The 16,419-nt window shown below is 54.9% G+C and carries 18 protein-coding genes; 7 read left to right on the top strand and 11 right to left on the bottom strand.

Features of this window, described 5'->3' with window-relative positions; translation table 11 throughout:
• Positions 1–103: 103 nt before the first annotated feature.
• The 3 genes from LU684_RS20730 to LU684_RS20720 all read right to left on the bottom strand — a co-directional run bounded on the left by LU684_RS20730 (position 104) and on the right by LU684_RS20720 (position 3,914).
• The gene (locus LU684_RS20730; RefSeq protein WP_010951450.1) at positions 104–1,129 is read right to left on the bottom strand and encodes a hypothetical protein; all 1,026 of its coding nucleotides are present in this window, start codon (positions 1,127–1,129) and stop codon (positions 104–106) included.
• Between the two features lie 298 nt (positions 1,130–1,427).
• Positions 1,428–2,735, bottom strand: coding sequence for an OprO/OprP family phosphate-selective porin (locus tag LU684_RS20725; RefSeq protein WP_009395904.1), 1,308 nt, complete (start codon positions 2,733–2,735; stop codon positions 1,428–1,430).
• A 210-nt stretch (positions 2,736–2,945) separates the two neighbouring features.
• Positions 2,946–3,914, bottom strand: a complete 969-nt coding sequence (locus tag LU684_RS20720) for a LysR family transcriptional regulator (protein WP_010951447.1) — start codon at positions 3,912–3,914, stop codon at positions 2,946–2,948.
• A gap of 257 nt (positions 3,915–4,171) precedes the next feature.
• Here LU684_RS20720 and LU684_RS20715 point away from each other — a divergent pair, with 257 nt between their 5' ends.
• Genes LU684_RS20715 through LU684_RS20705 form a run of 3 tightly spaced genes read left to right on the top strand, consistent with a single transcriptional unit; the run spans position 4,172 to position 6,988 of the window.
• On the top strand, positions 4,172–4,591 hold the full coding sequence (locus tag LU684_RS20715) for a GtrA family protein (RefSeq protein WP_010951446.1): 420 nt from the start codon (positions 4,172–4,174) through the stop codon (positions 4,589–4,591).
• A complete protein-coding gene (locus LU684_RS20710; RefSeq protein WP_010951445.1) occupies positions 4,557–5,540 on the top strand; it encodes a glycosyltransferase family 2 protein in 984 nt (327 codons plus the stop codon). Before LU684_RS20715 ends, LU684_RS20710 begins: the two co-directional genes overlap by 35 nt.
• Positions 5,534–6,988, top strand: a complete 1,455-nt coding sequence (locus LU684_RS20705) for a phospholipid carrier-dependent glycosyltransferase (RefSeq protein WP_010951444.1) — start codon at positions 5,534–5,536, stop codon at positions 6,986–6,988. Before LU684_RS20710 ends, LU684_RS20705 begins: the two co-directional genes overlap by 7 nt.
• An 82-nt stretch (positions 6,989–7,070) precedes the next feature.
• Here LU684_RS20705 and LU684_RS20700 read toward each other — a convergent pair whose 3' ends face one another.
• Positions 7,071–7,292, bottom strand: a complete 222-nt coding sequence (locus LU684_RS20700) for a hypothetical protein (protein WP_010951443.1) — start codon at positions 7,290–7,292, stop codon at positions 7,071–7,073.
• 266 nt (positions 7,293–7,558) lie between these two features.
• Here LU684_RS20700 and LU684_RS20695 point away from each other — a divergent pair, with 266 nt between their 5' ends.
• On the top strand, positions 7,559–8,146 hold the full coding sequence (locus LU684_RS20695; protein WP_010951442.1) for a hypothetical protein: 588 nt from the start codon (positions 7,559–7,561) through the stop codon (positions 8,144–8,146).
• Positions 8,147–8,203: 57 nt separating this feature from the next.
• Here LU684_RS20695 and LU684_RS20690 read toward each other — a convergent pair whose 3' ends face one another.
• On the bottom strand, positions 8,204–9,622 hold the full coding sequence (locus tag LU684_RS20690; RefSeq protein WP_010951441.1) for a heavy metal sensor histidine kinase: 1,419 nt from the start codon (positions 9,620–9,622) through the stop codon (positions 8,204–8,206).
• Positions 9,619–10,293, bottom strand: coding sequence for a heavy metal response regulator transcription factor (locus tag LU684_RS20685; protein ID WP_003253457.1), 675 nt, complete (start codon positions 10,291–10,293; stop codon positions 9,619–9,621). The genes LU684_RS20690 and LU684_RS20685 overlap by 4 nt, the downstream gene beginning before the upstream one ends.
• A 689-nt stretch (positions 10,294–10,982) precedes the next feature.
• On the opposite strand from LU684_RS20685, the gene LU684_RS20680 reads away from it, so the two are divergent.
• Positions 10,983–11,309, top strand: coding sequence for a DUF2790 domain-containing protein (locus LU684_RS20680; RefSeq protein WP_010951440.1), 327 nt, complete (start codon positions 10,983–10,985; stop codon positions 11,307–11,309).
• Between the two features lie 32 nt (positions 11,310–11,341).
• Here the strand turns inward: LU684_RS20680 and LU684_RS20675 are convergent, their stop codons facing one another.
• From LU684_RS20675 to LU684_RS20665, 3 genes are all read right to left on the bottom strand, one after another.
• On the bottom strand, positions 11,342–11,692 hold the full coding sequence (locus tag LU684_RS20675; protein WP_011953105.1) for a DUF3147 family protein: 351 nt from the start codon (positions 11,690–11,692) through the stop codon (positions 11,342–11,344).
• Between the two features lie 157 nt (positions 11,693–11,849).
• Positions 11,850–12,755: a cation diffusion facilitator family transporter gene (locus LU684_RS20670; RefSeq protein WP_010951438.1), complete on the bottom strand. Its 906-nt coding sequence runs from the start codon at positions 12,753–12,755 to the stop codon at positions 11,850–11,852.
• Between the two features lie 54 nt (positions 12,756–12,809).
• A complete protein-coding gene (locus LU684_RS20665) occupies positions 12,810–13,148 on the bottom strand; it encodes a zinc ribbon domain-containing protein (protein ID WP_079732563.1) in 339 nt (112 codons plus the stop codon).
• A gap of 490 nt (positions 13,149–13,638) precedes the next feature.
• Between LU684_RS20665 and LU684_RS20660 the strand changes: the two genes are divergently transcribed.
• On the top strand, positions 13,639–15,336 hold the full coding sequence (locus LU684_RS20660; protein WP_003298414.1) for a phosphoethanolamine transferase: 1,698 nt from the start codon (positions 13,639–13,641) through the stop codon (positions 15,334–15,336).
• Positions 15,337–15,458: 122 nt separating this feature from the next.
• Entirely contained in the window at positions 15,459–15,587 is a 129-nt protein-coding gene (locus LU684_RS30540) for a hypothetical protein (RefSeq protein ID WP_003253468.1), read from the top strand.
• Positions 15,588–15,730: 143 nt separating this feature from the next.
• On the opposite strand, the gene LU684_RS20655 is transcribed toward LU684_RS30540, so the two are convergent.
• Together LU684_RS20655 and LU684_RS20650 are read right to left on the bottom strand one after the other, a co-directional pair.
• On the bottom strand, positions 15,731–15,937 hold the full coding sequence (locus LU684_RS20655; protein ID WP_003298411.1) for a hypothetical protein: 207 nt from the start codon (positions 15,935–15,937) through the stop codon (positions 15,731–15,733).
• Positions 15,938–15,951: 14 nt separating this feature from the next.
• Complete coding sequence (locus LU684_RS20650; protein ID WP_003298409.1) at positions 15,952–16,161, bottom strand: hypothetical protein; 210 nt, start codon at positions 16,159–16,161, stop codon at positions 15,952–15,954.
• Between the last annotated feature and the right edge of the window lie 258 nt (positions 16,162–16,419).

Below are 16,419 nucleotides of genomic sequence, written 5' to 3'. Positions count from 1 at the left end.
ATATCGCTCGGTTAGGTGGCGGCGCCTTCAGGTTTGGGGTGAGCGAATCCCGCTCCCATAGCCAATCCCTAACGGGGGGCTCAGCCCGCCACCGTAAGGAAAATCAGCTATTGAGAGCAGATGACTCGTTTTGGTCACCCGTGCTGCTCGCCTCACCGCATTGGCACTGAGTGGGTACATCCGGGTAGTCGCTGTGATTCTCAATGAACAGCGTTCGGCAGGTTTCGCACCCATAGATCCGGGGCAGGGATTTAAGGCCGCTCGGAAGCACGTCACTCAGAGGCTCGTTATGCCAAGGAGCCCCGTCAAGGATTCTTGAACGCAGGATGTTTCCCAGGCGCCAGGTGTCACTTTGTGCGCGCCAGGACCACATCGGCGCAGAAAGCGAATACTGGATGAAGGTCTCTTGTGACTGCCTGGATAGCGGGTACTTGGGGCGGGTCCAGCCGGAATCGATGATGCTGAACCCCATGCCCATTTCTGCGCTCGGGTGGGTCTTTTCACCAAAGAAACGGTCATGCGTCGCTGGAGCCGTCGCATGATGGTCAGTCGGTGGGAATACCCACAGATAACACTCATCCCGGTTGACCATGCTGATGAGCTCGCTTGGCCCCCGCATGGGGGAATTTGCAGCCAGGGCGAAGCGATCCTTCCACGACATTTTGGGAGGCGGCGCAATACCAGCAGCGATGGCCAACGTGGCAGTCTTGGGGACGAAGCGATCGCCTAGCTCGTTCAGATCCAGGTTCTTGCAGAGAGCCTTGAAGGCCTTTTTGCGAGTCTTCGAGCTGAAGGAGGGGTCAAGGAGCAGGCGAACCTGGTTCACGCCGATTCCCGCAGTTCGTAGCACCTCAATGACTTCTTCAGCCACACCGACTGCTTGAAGATCGGTCAATCCTAAGCACGTTTTCGCCCGCTCGACCGCCGCGTAGAGGTTGTACTGCCGTGTCTCGTTGTCACGACAGACCTGAATTGGCAGCTTGTCTTGGATGGCAACTTGCGGTGCAACGGAGCCGATGGCCGCGTGGAACAGCTGGTGGAGGTGCAGATGAGAGTACGGGCGGCCAGAAGCCGAGAACGAGGCGTGCAGCTGAGCAGCGAGAGGTTGAAGCAGCTTTTTTGCAGGCATGACTATCCCCTAATGAGCGACGTTGGGGTAGCTGCGCTTGTAGGGCCGTTAGACGCGAAGCTGGACGTCGAATCAGGTTCAATCATGAATAGGAGTCAGGTTTGATTTGCTTGCACGGCCACCATGCAAAGCCCGACGCGGCAATCACATCAGATTCGCCGAGCTTTGGCAAGAGCGGTCATCGGTAAGCGAAAGCAGGTAGGAGGAGGGCGCTCCATGCTTGATCACCTCCAGAAACAGGAAAGCCGGAAGCACGTTGAGCGCTTCCGGCTTTCTCACGTCAGACTGATGAGAGGGATCAGAAGACGTATTGCAGGCGGGTCACGATGGCATTGCCGCTGTCGTCGCCCACGGTGTTCTCGTTGTTGTCGGTGCGCACGTTGATGTAGTTGGCACTGACTTTCACCGCCTCGTTGACGTACCAGTTCACACCCACCGTGTGGCTCTTGGCCTTGCGCTCGTTCGATTGGTCCGCCGCGGTGACCAGGTTGCCGTCTTCGACCTTGATATCGTCAAAGCGGTAGAAGACTTCCCAGGCCCCCAGTTCCTTGTTCTCTGGTTTGATAGTGTCGAACTTGGCACCATCGAGCTTGTAGATACGCGGCTCGCCGGTCAGGGTGTAAGCCATCTGGGCGTAGTAACCGGAGGCCTTCATGTCGTTGTTGGCCTGGTCAGCTTTCAGCTTGCGGCGAAGGTATTCCGCTTGAACCGAGAACGGGCCGGTGGCCCAGGCACCTTCGAGACCCCAGACCGAGTCGTCCTTCCACAGGCCATCTTGTGCAGCAGCACCGCCAAACAGCATGCGGTTGCCGTTGGTGCCGGCATCGCCGCCGCCATTGGTATCTACACCGCGGACGCCCAGACGCGAACGAATCCGGGTATCGACCGCACTGTTTTTGAGGTCGCGGTAAGCGTACTGAGCACCGACGTGCAGGACGTTGCCATCACTGTGCAGCGGTGCGAACACGCCACGTACGTTGTAGCGCTTGGTGCTGTCGCCATCCGAGTTGTTATTGGTTTCGCTGAAAACGCTACCGGAAACATAAGCCATGTCAGCGATGGTGCTGGTGGCTTGAACACCCATGCCGGCGTTGTCGTTGATCCAGTCCGCCAGGTCGTACGAGAGGTTCCGCTCCATGGCGGTGGTCCACTTCGAACTGGTGGCTTTCTCAAGACCGAAGTCGGTGTAGAAACGGCCAAAGCGCAGTTGCACCGGCTTGAAACCCGTGTAGGTCAGGCTGGCTTCGTCGAAGTAGCCGTCGGAGTCGTTGCCCGTGTTGCGGGAAAGGTCGTAGTTGAGCTGATACTTCCAGTCGCGGTACAGCACGCCACCGAGCTCAAGGTAGGCGCGACGGAAGTAGCCTGCGTCAGCGGTATCGCCATTCTTGGTGAAGACACCATCGAAACGGCCGTAGTCGGCCTGAACTCGGCCGCCCAGTTTGAAACTGAATTCCTTGTCAGAAGTCGATACTTCAAGACCGCCCTTGGTCTTCAGAACGATGTCAGCTCCGTCAGTGGTTACTGTTCCGGAGAATGCTTGCGAGGAAAATGTGCCTATTATTGCGGCAGCCAACAGCTTTTCCCGCATGTTCGAAGAACGGATCATTGCTTGCCTCTCGTATGTTAAGTGCTTAGCTACCGACGTTATATTTCGCCCTGCGCCGGCCTAAATTTATCTTGCAGATGGGAGCAGGCCACGGTTGTCACCTGCTGTAACAAGATGCCTTTGTTCTAAGCACTCTGACTAGGTTGCAAGCGAATATGACAGTTGTGTTTCTGTAGTGTTAACGGAGGAGTTTCAAACCTAACAAAACTGTTACCGAACAAGCCAGTCCTTCTTATCAAAGAAGCTCTTCTTGATCAATCTTCGAATTTCCAAAACCTGCGGATTGCGGACAAGCTTCGTTTTGATAACAAGATAGACATCTTTCTCCTCCAGGTCGTCCAGGAAACCCGGCACGGGTAGGATATTTCTCTCCAGTTTTCGGCTGTAGTCGGGCAGCACTCCAATACACGCACCGCCAACGACAAGGCCTCGTGATAGGTTGTAGCTCTTGACCCGAGTGGTACCGCCCTGATGCTCAGCCATTATCGATGCCCACTTTCGTGAGCCCGCCAAGATCTCTTCATCCCAAGGGACAACGAGCATGAAGTTGTGCAAATCCAAGCTCTCCACTGGAAGGGTGACGCTTCTTGAATAGCGGCTGGAAATGAACAGGGCGTGCCCAATCCGGCCAAGCCGTTCAAACCTATACGTAGGATGGCGATCAAGCGCGCCTTTATCATCTGGGCTCACCAAAGCGATACCCACATCGACTTCACACTCAGAAAGCATCTGCGTTGTGCATTCTGAATGGATTTCCAGCTGCATTTCGGCATGATCACGCACGTAGGCGACTAGATCGCGGTTTACGATGTCGTTCAGCACTGGCTCTGTGATCGCGATGGTAAGCCTGGGGACTTCCTTTTCACCGGACTTGCCAAGGCCGTCTGGGCCGAAGAGCTGGCACAGGTAATGGCTGACCCTCTCGCCTGTGCGGGTCAGGGCAAGCTTGTTGTGTTTGTAGACAAACACGGGAGCACCAATGTGCTCTTCCAGTTTCTCCAAGCGTTTCCGCAGGCCTACCACTGGCACATTGAGCCCTCGGGCAGCCTGTTTGAAACTGGCACAACGTGCTGTTGCGAAAAACTCTACGGCCAGCTGATCATCAATTGGCAAATCATCCAATATGTCAGGGCTGTAAGGAACAACGGTGCTTGTATATGTTTCATTTTGTGTAACCATTAGGTCCCCCTTAATTCGGGGAATCTATCTCAATGCCACCCGGTGTTTCCTTATCTTGTCAACATTGTAATCCACGGGTCATGCATGCGTTATCGGAAGGCTTTTATTTCGAAAGCGTAATTTTCAGGCAATCCCTCTGATATTGTAGCGTGCTAGCCTAGTGCGCCGACTTGTTACTTACCATATATAGATTCGGCTAATTACGCATTTACATTTAGTTCACTATTTTTTCACCTTTGCCTCCATAGGCTTTGGGCATGGAAAATCAAACCCCACCTCTTACTACCTTACTGATTCGTTATCTGGGGATCGGCTTCATAGCAACGGGAGTCCATTATGCGGTGTTCCTATTGCTGGTTACGACAGAATTCGTTACTCCGTTACTGGCCAGTATCTGTGGCGGCATGGTTGGCGCAATCGCGAGCTTCATTGGAAATAGGGCGCTCTGTTTTGTGGCAGATGGCTCTCGTAAGTTTCAGCCTGTCAGGTTTGCACTGGTCGCGTTAACCACAAACTTCGGCAATGGCGTGGGTATGTGGTTCCTCATCAAGTCGAATCTGTCACCGCTCATCTCCCAAGTCGTAGTGACCTTAAGCCTCACTGCACTTGGATTCATTGCACATCGTTTTTGGACATTCAATCATGCAGACATTACATCGCTTTCCCGAGCGCCCTGATCCCTTGTTAACCATCGTGGTCCCTTGCTTCCAGGAAGAGGAAACCATCCCCGAGTTCCACCAGCGAATCACCCGCGTGGTGAAGCGCTTACCCGTCTCCTGCGAAATCCTCTATGTCGACGACGGCAGTAATGACCGGACGGCCGACATTCTTCGCCACTATCAGGATGGGTCATCTGTACGTTGCCTGTCCCTGAGTCGCAACTTCGGCAAAGAGGCTGCACTGAGCGCCGGGATAGACCATGCCCGTGGCAGTGCGCTGATCTTCATTGATGTCGACCTGCAGGATCCACCAGAGCTCATCGCGGCCATGGTGGACTACTGGCAACGCGGCTACGACGTGGTGAACATGCAGCGCAACCTGAGAATCGGTGATTCGTGGTTCAAGCGCATGAGTGCCCGGGCTTACTACTGGGTCATGCAGCGCCTGGTGGAGAAGGTGGACATGCCGGCCGATGTCAGCGATTTCCGATTGATTGGGCCTGCGCCGCTGGCAGCCCTGCGGGCCCTGGATGAACGCTCCAGGATTCTCAAAGGCATGATCGGCTGGGTAGGCTTTCGTACCATCGAACTGCCCTACAATCGCACTGTTCGCCATGCCGGGAGCACCAAATGGAATGCAGCTGGCCTGTTCAATCTGGCCATCGAGAGCATCGTCAGCTTCTCTCGCAAACCACTGCGCATTTTCAGCCTCATCAGTTTCGGTCTTTTCGTCTCCAGCATCTGCTACATGCTTGCGTCGCTTGTGGCAGGCAGTTTCGACATCCATCACCTGATCGTCGGAATGGCTTCATTCATGTGCGTCGGTGTCGCCATGGTGGGGGAGTACCTGGGCGTGACACTCGCGGAAGTGAAGCGCCGGCCTCTCTATTTCCTGAAGCACAGCAACAAGGCAGATCCCGTGTCACTCCACCCTTCGATGGCTTCGATCGAGGGTAAGAAATGCTGAACCTGAAGAACGAGAGGACGCTGTGGTGGGTCCTGGGTTCGATTTTGCTATTGCGTTTGGTGGGGCTGGGCATCTACCCGCTGATGGACACATCTGAGGCCCGTTACGCTGAAATGGCTCGCAAGATGGTCGAGTTGAATGACTGGATCACGCCCATGTTCGACTACGGGGTACCGTTCTGGGGCAAGCCTCCGTTGTCCTTCTGGACCCAGGCCGCGAGCATGACGGTCTTCGGCGTTAACGAGTTCGCTGCGCGCTTCCCAGCGTGGCTACTCCACCTGGCAAGCTGTTTCATCATCATCAAACTCGGCACGCAGCAGATTTCTCGTAACGCCGGCATCTGGGCTGCCATTATTTTTTCCAGCACCACACTTGGCCTGGTCTCCAGCGGTGTTGTGCTGACTGACCCTGTTTTGTCGTTCTCGATTCTGCTGGCCAGCTACGGTTTCTGGCGTTGGATGAAGTGCGCCAGCAAGGCGGATGCCTACCTGATGTTCGCAGGTCTCGGGCTGGGCTTGCTTGCCAAAGGGCCGCTGACCCTGGTGCTTATGGGGGCGCCGGCATTCGCCTGGTTCGTTATCTACAAGGAATGGGGACGGGTACTGAGGCTTCCCTGGATTAGCGGCCTTGTACTCATGTTCGGTATATCCGTGCCATGGTATGTCGCGGCCGAGATGAAAACGCCCGGCTTCATGGAGTACTTCTTCGTTGGTGAGCACTGGAGCCGCTACGTCGTCAGTAACTGGGCAGGGGACCTCTATGGTAGTGCTCATGCCAAGCCGTACGGCAGCATCTGGATCCAGCTCGGATTGTCGCTACTGCCATGGGCCTTGTTTCTACCACTGTTGATCCGCAAGCGTGGATCGATGCAGCGCTTCAAAGCCTACCTCTGGCTGTGGGCCTTGGCGACACCGGTCTTCTTCACATTTGCAGGCAACATTCTGTGGACCTACCTGCTACCCGCGCTGCCAGCGTGGGCATTGCTGCTGTCTGCACGGGTCAGCGAAGTTGGCCCGAAGACCACCTGGGCTGCCGCTGCGAGCGCATTGGTGTTGCCAATCATCGGTGCGGGCATCATCTACGCCGGGGTACTAGAGGAGCGCCCTCAGAATCAGCGGGATGTGGTTCAAGCCTGGCTCAATGTGCAGTCTGCTCATTCCGCTCCCCTGATCTATCCTGGCCGCCGCTCATACTCGTCGGAGTTTTACAGCAGCGGGAAGTCCGAGAACATCAAGGATCCTGCCAAGTGGCCGCGGGATGGCTCGTTCTATCTGTCCAGGCGCTTGCGAGACAGCAAGGATGGTCTGCCCGCTGATCTAGCTTGCACATCGATCACCGAAGCGAACGCCAGCCAGCTCCTGCTGTGCCATTGGAAACGCCCCGCACAAGGTGCCGAGGGTCTGGCCGGAGAAAGCAATGCGGAAACGCCTCGCAAGAACGAAGGCTAAATTCCAAGCACAAAAAAGCCAGGTTTTACCCTGGCTTTTTTGTCGATTTCTTTCGTCATTTGAAGTCCTATTTAACCGCCGATTAATTGTCGGCTTGTTCCTTACCATCCTTGCTTTCTTTCTTTTGCTCTTGAGCGACTTGTTGTTTGTTCTGGTCCGAAGAGTCATCGCTCCATAGGCGAGCCTGTTCGGTTCGGAAGTTCTCGTTGAACTGTTTCGTTCGCTCGAAGCCGCCTTCAGCGTAAGCGGTACCCATGAGACCCAGCAGCAGGCTGCCAATAGCGATAGATTTGACAAATTTCATTGTGAACCTCGGTTCATACTAGGCCAACCTGATTAGCGGCCTTTGTTGGTTTGTAGTTTAGGAACGCGAAGCTAACGACAAGGTGAGTCAATAATTACAATTCCGTAATTTTGGCTGCAGATAGGATGCGTTAAATCTTCAAATCTGGAAGGATCATGTCTATCTCGGCACTGTCGAGGGCGACTTCGAATTTTCTCTTAAATTACAATTTTGATATCTAGCGCGTTAATTCAGCGCGGCGTTGTTGGCCGCCCTAGGAGATAGCCATGAATGACATAGAGCCCTGGGCAGTTGCTATCGGTGACTTTCGCCGCTGCACTGAAAAACTCACTGTCCAGCTCGATGAGCTGACCTCGCAGACGCGCACCTCCAGCGCTGTTCTGGAGAGGTCGAACGAACTGGTGGAGCAGGTGGACGCTGTCGGCCGGCAGATTCAGGAGGAGGTGCGAAAGGCGGAGAAGGCTTGGTCGAACGCGGAGGAGGTTGCCTTGCGCGCCGCTGCATCAGCGTATTCAGCTGCATGCCGCGGAGTCGACACCGCCATCCAGCCACTGATCTCGGAGCTTACAGCAGCGACAAAGGCGGCGGACGCCTCTATCCAGGAGCTCAAGCGGGCACCGGTGCTGGCCAAGCGTTATGTGATGGTGGTCGCCACGGCGTTCTTCATTCTGGCGCTGATCTGTGTCTACTCGACCATGCGCCTGATCGATGCCGCCGGCAGCGTAAGTGCTCAAGAGAAAGTGAATGCTCAGTACTTCTCACACCTGTGGAAAAACGCCAATCCTGACGAACAGAAGATTATTAAGTCGGTGATTCTGCGGTCGCCCATGGACCCTGTGGTCCTTCGGCACTGATGCATTGAGGCAAACAAAAGGCCCGTCGATTGACGGGCCTAATCGTGTCTGCGCAATTTAAGCGGCGGTCATTGCCGGCTGCATTTGCTGGGCTTCCGGAAAGTGAAGGTGGAACCAGGTGAAGTTTTCTTCGGTCACCTCCACGCTCGCCGATCCCTGGTGCAGACTCATGATCGACTGCACAATGGCCAAGCCAAGACCGGTACCGCCTTCGCTCCGTGCTCGGCTCTTGTCCACACGGTAGAACCGCTCAAACAAGTGCGCGTGGTGTTCCTTGGCAATACCACGGCCGGGGTTGCCGACACTCAACGTCGTACCGCTCGCACTATGCTGCACCTTAACGTAGACCGTGCGGCCGCGAGGGCAGTAACGGATCGCGTTCGAGACCAGATTCGAGACGGCACGTTGAACCATCAGGCGATTCCCGCGCACCACGTCATCACTGCCGGAGATCTGCAGCTGAATCTCGCCTTCTTCTGCTGAAATGCTGAAGAGATCGCACACTCGCTGAACCTCGTCGACCAAGGAGACGGATTCGAACTCCACCATTGATGCTGGATGACTGACCTGGGCCAAGAACAGCATGTCGGAAACCATGCGGCTCATGCGGTCCAGCTCTTCTGTGCACGACTCCAGAACCTCCCGGTACTCGGAAAGCGATCGTTCTCTGGTCAAGGCAACCTGGGCCTTGCCCATCAGGTTGGAAAGCGGTGCTCGAAGTTCGTGAGCAAGGTCGTCAGAAAACTGCGAGAGCTGCTGAACCCCATCATCCAGGCGAGCCAGCATGATGTTGATGCCGTCGGCGAGCATTTTGAGTTCTGCCGGCATCCCATCAGTTGGAAGGCGATGGTCGAGGCTCTCGGTTGAGATTTTCGAGGCGATCTTGAGGAACTTGGTCAGTGGTAGCAGGCCTCTGCGCACAGTCCACCAGCCAATGGCCAAGATCAGTGCGAGGATGACGGGGGACATCATCAAGGCCCAGGTCAGCAACGCATCGAGCAGCGCCTCACTGGATGACTGGTCCATGGTCATATAGACGCTGACCTCTGTTCCATCGCCCAAACGCATGATTCGAGAAGCACTCAGCAGAGGACGGTCCTGCGTATCACGCCATTCGTGCTCTTTGGGCTGGGCCGCCGGCTGAAACTTGTGCACCTCCAGATTGACCTGTTTCGAGCCAATCGAGAGCAGGGGAGTCTGATTCTGTGAGGTATCGAATATGCTCACATACAGGTTGTTGTGGCCCATGACCAAATCGACAAGCTGATGCGCATCCGCGTTGACGCCGGAGATGTCCGGGATGGTGGACAGGTTGTGAGCCATCCCCGCCATCTTTACTTCCAGGTCTGCTCTGGCATTTCTTTCCAGAGCCTTGCCTACCATCAGATAGCCAAAGGTGGCGAACAGAAGCAGCAACGCTGCGCTCATCAACCCAACTTTTAACCCCAGCTTTGCAGCCAGGCTGAATGGCCTCATGCGCGTTCCTCAAAAACGTACCCAACGCCACGAAGCGTGTGAATGAGCTTGGTTTCAAACGGGTCATCGATCTTCGAGCGCAAGCGCCGGATGGCTACATCGATGACATTGGTGTCGCAATCGAAATTCATATCCCAGACCAACGAGATGATCTGAGAGCGAGTCAGCGCTTCGCCCGTTCGGCTCATGAGCAGGTGCAGAAGCGCAAATTCCTTGGTGGTGAGATCGATGCGTGTGCCACCGCGGAAGACGCGATGGCGGACGGAGTCGAGTTCCAGATCGGCAATTTTCAGCGAGCTCTTCTCGACTAACTCATCACCACGGCGTTGCAGCGAACGGATGCGAGCAAGCAGCTCAGGGAATTCGAATGGCTTCACAAGGTAGTCATCCGCGCCGCCGTCCAAGCCCTTGAGCTTGTCATTGATGCGTCCGCGGGCGGTCAGCATGATGATGCGGACCCGGCTGGTCTTACGGATGGTTTCCAGCAGGTCCCAGCCGTCGATACCCGGGAGGTTCACGTCCAGGAGGACCAACGAATAGACATTAGTGTTGAACAAGTGCAGAGCATCTACACCGTTGTGCACGATATCTACGACATACCCGCTTTCGGATAGGCCCTGCTGAAGATATTCGGCAGTTTTAATTTCGTCTTCCACAACTAGAACGCGCATAACTTATCTCAAGGTGTGAGGAAGGAGTTGGCCTAATCCGCCAAGATTATGGTTGCAGGCTGTTCGAAAGTTTGGCTGAGGGTATGGCATGTGGTAGTCGCTACCTCTGTCCATACGCCGGGTCACCTGAGGACGCTTGAATCTTAACGCGAAGAAGCTGGCCGCGGCGAAATCCTACAAATTTGTAATGTAGCCGCAAGATTTCTGACAGTCATGCAGGCTCCACCCCTAAGCATAGCGGATTCTGGGGCCTGCGGCGGTGTATGACAGATTCGCCTGGCAGGTGGAATCGGCCAGGACAGGCAGCATTTCGGTCGTTAGCTTGCAAGGACTGGTACTGGCCTTGGATCGAGGGCGCCACGCAGGCAGACCCCATGCACGGCCGCAAACCGCAGCGCCTTTCTGCAAATTAGTTCACGTGGCGGCTCGATATTCTCTCGAATAATTATCTTACAATCTATTACATGTCCAAATTGTAATTGCACGATCATCTTGGTGTTAGCCTCCTTTGCTAGTTTAAGGGCAGCGGAAGAGGCATCGCTGCTTTGGAAATTGTCTCATTTCAAAGCAGCTTGGCAAGAGCACCGAGCAGTTGTTCGCGCCAGTGCATTCACCTGTAAACCATACGCTCCTTTGGTAGGTGAATTTTAGCGCCCCCCTACGGGCGCTTTTTTATTAAGGGACTTCTTATGAACACTACTGTATCAGCGATCGCCGTGTTTATGCTCTTTACATCACTAACAGCCAATGCCCAAAGCGGTATGGAGATCAATAAACACATCGAGCGTACTGCTAGAGAGGCTACAGCGGATTATGCTCAACGCGTAAAAAAGCCCATGCCTCAACTAGAAGACTACGCCTATGGCATGGACCTGGACGTTGGTAAGTTGGTGTATGTATCACCCAATGTGCGGTACTGCGGTAATGTAAGAAGCATGATGACCTACGAAGACTCGAAAGGCGAACTGCACATGGTTCGCTACCTGGTGAAGGGCGAGTGTGTTAATAGCCGTTAAGACTCATCAAGATGATCCCTGCGGCCACCGGATCATAGAAGCTCAATGCCGAACCGGCGCAGCAGTATGGCGAAGCCTCCGAAGCTGGCCATTGTGATGAGGATGCTGCTGATCAGTGTCGGCCAAAAGCCGAGCTTAGGTAGCAGCAATGGAAAAGCAATAAACATCGGCAGGGTCGGAAGCACGTACCAGAACGTGTACCAAGCATGGTTGGAGATCTTCTCCATGCTCTGGTTCTCTAAATAGAGCCAGACCAACGTCACGACCGTGACCAAGGGTAGGGCGGCGACCAAGCCGCCCAGCTTGTCGCTGCGTTTCGCCAGCTCTGACACGAGAATCACTATACCGGCAGTGAGTAGGTACTTCGTGATGATCCAGGCCATCGCTGAGCCTTCTGGAGGTTGTTGACGAGGGCAGGCGAAGCCATTCACCAACCCCCTTGAAGCGCTCCTGCCGTTTACGGCATCCCTCACCGCATTTTTTTTGCAACATCACCCTCAGCCAGGAGGGTGATGTGTTTGCATGGTGTTTACCGATCGGTCAGTGCGAGGGTGAGGGAACGCTCTCGTGGAAAGCTGCCCGCTCGATCTGGATGGTGCAGTGATGGATTTCGAATGCATCGCTGACAGCATCCACGACGGCCGCCAACACAGCATCCCCATCTGCAGAATCCCGAACCACTACGTGCGACGTCATCACGTTACTGCCACTGCTGACAGCCCACACGTGCAAGTCATGAACGTCCGTCACGCCATCTACTCCGAGGATGGTGGCCTCGATTGCCGTAACGTCGAGCCCCCTCGGGACACCCTCCATGAGGATCCCCAGGCTTTCGCGAAGCAACTGCCACGTCCGCGGCAGAACCCAAAGGCCGATCGCCACAGCGACAATCGTGTCGACCCAGGTCCAGCCGGTGAAGCGGATGATAAGTGCCGCGATGATTACGCCAAGCGAGCCGAGCATGTCGCTCCAAACTTCGAGGTAGGCTCCTTTGACGTTGAGGCTTTCGTTGCTCGCAGATGCCAGAAGGCGCATCGAAATTAGGTTGATGATCAGGCCGGCGATTGCGATCCACATCATCGCTCCGGTAGCGATCTCCGCCGGCATGAAGAAGCGCTGGTAGGCCTCATACAAGATGTACATCGCCACCAGGAAGAGCAGCACGGCGTTGAACGTCGAAGCCAGAATTTCCAGGCGCGCATAGCCGAAGGTTCTTTTCTGATCCGCCGGCCGCTTGGCTATCTGAAGTGCAATCAGTGAGATCGCCAAGGCGGCAGTATCTGTGAACATGTGAGATGCGTCCGACAGCAGCGCCAGGCTGCCGGTAATCCACGCACCGATCACTTCTGCAATCATGAAGCTGCCAGTCAAGCCGAGCGCCATGATTAGCTTCTTCTGATGCCCCTCGCGTACTGCAGCGCTGCCATGGTCATGATTTGAACCCACGTATTTCTCCTTGCGCAGGGTTGTGGTCTCGTTGGCCTTCCTGTCTACCTAGCCTTAGAGCGTCGCTTGGCCACACTGACTGCAAAATCTTGCTCCTGCACTCAGCAGCGAGCCGCAGGCGGTGCAACCACTCGATAGCGGTGTTCCGCAGTTTAGACAAAAGCGTGCTGACGGATCGTTGGCCGTCCGGCACTGCCTGCAGCCCTGCAGATCTTTGATGGGGGCAGGAGTGGGAGGGCGCCCGCCGTCATACACCTGATTACCGCCGTCGCAGCCCTGCTGCCGGCCATGGCGATCATATTGCTCGGCCCCATGTCCCCCGCTGTGGTGCTTGCCTCCACCGTGGTTTCCACGGCCATGGTGCCCGCCCAGGATGTTTTTGAAAAAGCTCATGGTATTCGCCCCTCATTGATGGGTGACATATTAACGAGCAAAAGTTGAAAATTATGTTCTGCTCGCGAGAAAGACTTGTAAGTTGAATTGAAAGTTCAAAATTAGCCTACGACAAAACGAAACCGTTTTGTTTGTGAAATTAAATTTATCTAGCTGAGCGGAGCATTGCTTTTGGTGGGTAGTATTCCCCTAATTTTGATCATAGCGTGATCAATGACAATCAAAACAGCAGTAATTGGATTTCTGTCAGCATTGTAATCCCGAGGTCATCGTGTCGTTATCAGGTCCCGGAAATAATGCGCTCAGCGAGATTCATTTCTCTTTTTATCCCTATGCCTCACACATACTAAGCGTCCCCAACGCCTAGGGGCCTAAGGCCTCTGACGCTCCGCACATTGCGCAATCGCTCAGCATCTGTCGACGGTTTGCCTTGTAGCTCCCGCTAACTCCATAGCTACCGCCATGGATAAGCAGCTTCCAGAGTTTGATAATGACACCTTCCAAATCCATTGTTCACACCCTGTTAAGCAAATGGATCTTTGCTATTCGCAATGCGCGGCAGAAAGGCATCAGTACTAATTTGCTAATCGGCCTGGTGACTTTTTGGTTACTGCTATTCGCGAACGCTGAGCTCTGGAACGTGCTCTGGAAGCTGGTATTCAAAACCGATGAAGTGAACTGGCAGCTAGCGGCTAGCCTCCCAGTCATAGTATTCGCATGGGTGTTTACCGTTCTGAGCTTGCTGTCATGGGGGCGGCTGGCCAAACCCATACTGTGCCTGGTACTGATCAGCGCGTCTTTTGCGAGTTACTTCATGAATGCCTACGGCATCGTGATCGATTACACAATGTTCACCAACGTTGTGGAGACCGACGTCGCTGAGGCAACCGAGCTGCTGAATTGGAAGCTCGGTCTTTGGGTCGCAATGGTTGGGGTGTTGCCCGTCTACCTGATTGCCCGGGTTCCCCTCCGGCGCAAGCCTTGGGCCAAAGCTTTGGTCAGCAGGTTCATTGCTCTGTCGCTCGCTCTGTTGACCTTATCTGGCATCGCGTTGAGTCAGTACCAGTCGTATGCCTCCTTGCTGCGCAACAATCGGGAGATCCGGCTGATTCTGGTACCTACCAACTTGTTTGCGGCTGGCCATGGGTACCTGAAGCGTCAGCTGGCCTCACCTAAAACGCTGACGGCCATTGGTACTGATGCGGTAGTTAATCGACAGGGTGCGGCTCGTAAACCCAGGCTGCTGGTACTGGCAGTAGGAGAGACCGCTCGCTCCGCCAACTTCTCCCTCAACGGCTACTCCCGTGAAACGAATCCGGAACTAGAAAAGCGAAATGTCATTAGCTTCACGAACGTGAGCTCCTGCGGTACCGCTACCGCGGTCTCGCTGCCATGCATGTTCCTGGACGTGGGTAAGGCCCAGTACAAAGATGGCTTGGCCAAGAGCCGAGAAGGGCTGCTCGACGTGCTTCAACGCGCTGGCATCAGTGTCATGTGGACTGACAACAACTCGGGGTGCAAAGGGGTCTGCGACAGGGTTCCCAACCACAAGGCTGCCTCTCACGCGGATTCCCAACTGTGCACCAGCGAGGAGTGTAAGGACGGGGTGCTGCTCACGGAGATGCAAGACTTCATCAAGCGCCAGGAAGGCGATGCTGTCCTGGTGCTCCACTACAAAGGCAGTCACGGCCCGGCCTACTACAAGCGCTACCCCTCGCAATTCAAGAAATTCGCACCGGTGTGCGAGACCAACGAGCTCGACAAATGTAAGCAGGAGGAGGTGGTCAATGCCTACGACAACTCAATCCTCTACACCGATTATGTGACTGCAAATCTCATCGATATCCTGGCGGCCAACACCAAGTTCGACACTGCGCTGATGTACGTTTCGGACCACGGCGAATCGCTGGGGGAGGGTGGGCTCTATCTACACGGGCTGCCTTACGCGATGGCTCCTGACGAGCAAACAAAGGTGCCGTTGGTACTTTGGATGTCTGACTCGCTCGCGAAGAGCGAAAAGGTCAACGTGGGTTGTTTGAAAGCTCAAACCACGTCACCGCTGAGCCACGACAACCTGTTCCACACCGTGCTCGGCATGATGAACGTCCAGACGTCTTCGTATCGCTCAGCGCTGGATTTCACTGCCCCTTGTAAGCCCTTTGTCGGAGGCTCTTATTCTGGCCTCTGAATGTTCGATGTGGACCGGATCATCGGCCAGGCGGTTCTGCACCAGCCTGCTTTGACAGCTGAGAGAAGCTGGACTAATTACATAGCTGCATTCAACAACCCAAGCGGAAAAGGAAGTTTTGCATGAGCATCAAGCCAGGCCCAAAGCGCACCAATGAAGATGGCACTCCGGACAAAAGGCAGCGAGTCACCCCTGAAAAGCAGAAGGACCATCCGGACCTGAAACCCCACAAGCACAAAAAGGGGGAGTAAGAAAAAAGCAGCTCTCGGGAGCTGCTTTTTTTTTGGGGCTGTGTGCAAACCCTCCCGACCGTCTCGCTGATCAATCGGACCGCGTCGTGAGTCTTCCGCTTGGCTTGATGGATTCTGAAGCTACCTCCGGATCGGTTATCCCTTCAGTGCGGACGACGAGACTGATATCCCAGAGCGTTGAGCTGATACTCGCTGACAGCCCGAAATTGTGATTCTGCGATTTGACGCAGGCGCTCAACCTCTTCGGCAGATGAGCCAGAAGCCTGCGCCTCGTGGTATTGCTTCATCGCATCCACTGCGTCGGTATACATGGGGTGGTCGGGGAGAAGAGCTGGCATCTTTTTCGTCATGTAGCGGCAGGTCCTCACTGGATAGTCGACGGTGGTTTACCTGCTTTGAGGAGCTGAAAATCAATGACCGCCTGATAGAGCGAATCTGCCAATGGGTGAAGACGCTGTACCTCAAGGTCTGGCAATCCAGCAGCCTCCGCTTCGTGGGCCTGTCGGATAGCTTCAAGCGCTTGCCTCATCAGTGGCTCACCAGCCTCGACCATTCCAATGAATGTGCGCTTCACAACATTTTGCTCCATTCAGCTGAAGATGAATTATAGGACACCGCGGCGTGGCAAGGCCCCGAGCAGCATAGGTGTTCGACGCCCGACTGAACGAATCAATGAGGAGCGCGCTGGCCTGGGGAGTGGCCAGGGCGCGTGTCGTAGCTACGTTGTAAACCACTTTTTTTCACTGTAAACCACTGTGTGTTGGCGCTGATGGAAAATTGACCCACCCTGCCGATTGAAATTTGACCCAGGGCGGATTGCTGATTTTGTTAC

The organism is Pseudomonas sp. NMI542_15, from assembly GCF_021283425.1.
Lineage (GTDB): Bacteria > Pseudomonadota > Gammaproteobacteria > Pseudomonadales > Pseudomonadaceae > Aquipseudomonas > Aquipseudomonas fortuita.
Note: the sequence above shows the minus strand (reverse complement) of the source record. Positions and strands in the feature narration are given on the sequence as shown.

What these genes read in the sequence shown, in the direction of transcription:
- LU684_RS20730 (WP_010951450.1), bottom strand. Translation starts at nt 1,129, where the DNA reads ATGCCTGCAAAAAAGCTGCTTCAACCTCTCGCTGCTCAGCTGCACGCC.
- LU684_RS20725 (WP_009395904.1), bottom strand. Translation starts at nt 2,735, where the DNA reads ATGATCCGTTCTTCGAACATGCGGGAAAAGCTGTTGGCTGCCGCAATA.
- LU684_RS20720 (WP_010951447.1), bottom strand. Translation starts at nt 3,914, where the DNA reads ATGGTTACACAAAATGAAACATATACAAGCACCGTTGTTCCTTACAGC.
- LU684_RS20715 (WP_010951446.1), top strand. Translation starts at nt 4,172, where the DNA reads ATGGAAAATCAAACCCCACCTCTTACTACCTTACTGATTCGTTATCTG.
- LU684_RS20710 (WP_010951445.1), top strand. Translation starts at nt 4,557, where the DNA reads ATGCAGACATTACATCGCTTTCCCGAGCGCCCTGATCCCTTGTTAACC.
- LU684_RS20705 (WP_010951444.1), top strand. Translation starts at nt 5,534, where the DNA reads ATGCTGAACCTGAAGAACGAGAGGACGCTGTGGTGGGTCCTGGGTTCG.
- LU684_RS20700 (WP_010951443.1), bottom strand. Translation starts at nt 7,292, where the DNA reads ATGAAATTTGTCAAATCTATCGCTATTGGCAGCCTGCTGCTGGGTCTC.
- LU684_RS20695 (WP_010951442.1), top strand. Translation starts at nt 7,559, where the DNA reads ATGAATGACATAGAGCCCTGGGCAGTTGCTATCGGTGACTTTCGCCGC.
- LU684_RS20690 (WP_010951441.1), bottom strand. Translation starts at nt 9,622, where the DNA reads ATGAGGCCATTCAGCCTGGCTGCAAAGCTGGGGTTAAAAGTTGGGTTG.
- LU684_RS20685 (WP_003253457.1), bottom strand. Translation starts at nt 10,293, where the DNA reads ATGCGCGTTCTAGTTGTGGAAGACGAAATTAAAACTGCCGAATATCTT.
- LU684_RS20680 (WP_010951440.1), top strand. Translation starts at nt 10,983, where the DNA reads ATGAACACTACTGTATCAGCGATCGCCGTGTTTATGCTCTTTACATCA.
- LU684_RS20675 (WP_011953105.1), bottom strand. Translation starts at nt 11,692, where the DNA reads ATGGCCTGGATCATCACGAAGTACCTACTCACTGCCGGTATAGTGATT.
- LU684_RS20665 (WP_079732563.1), bottom strand. Translation starts at nt 13,148, where the DNA reads ATGAGCTTTTTCAAAAACATCCTGGGCGGGCACCATGGCCGTGGAAAC.
- LU684_RS20660 (WP_003298414.1), top strand. Translation starts at nt 13,639, where the DNA reads ATGACACCTTCCAAATCCATTGTTCACACCCTGTTAAGCAAATGGATC.
- LU684_RS30540 (WP_003253468.1), top strand. Translation starts at nt 15,459, where the DNA reads ATGAGCATCAAGCCAGGCCCAAAGCGCACCAATGAAGATGGCACTCCG.
- LU684_RS20655 (WP_003298411.1), bottom strand. Translation starts at nt 15,937, where the DNA reads ATGACGAAAAAGATGCCAGCTCTTCTCCCCGACCACCCCATGTATACC.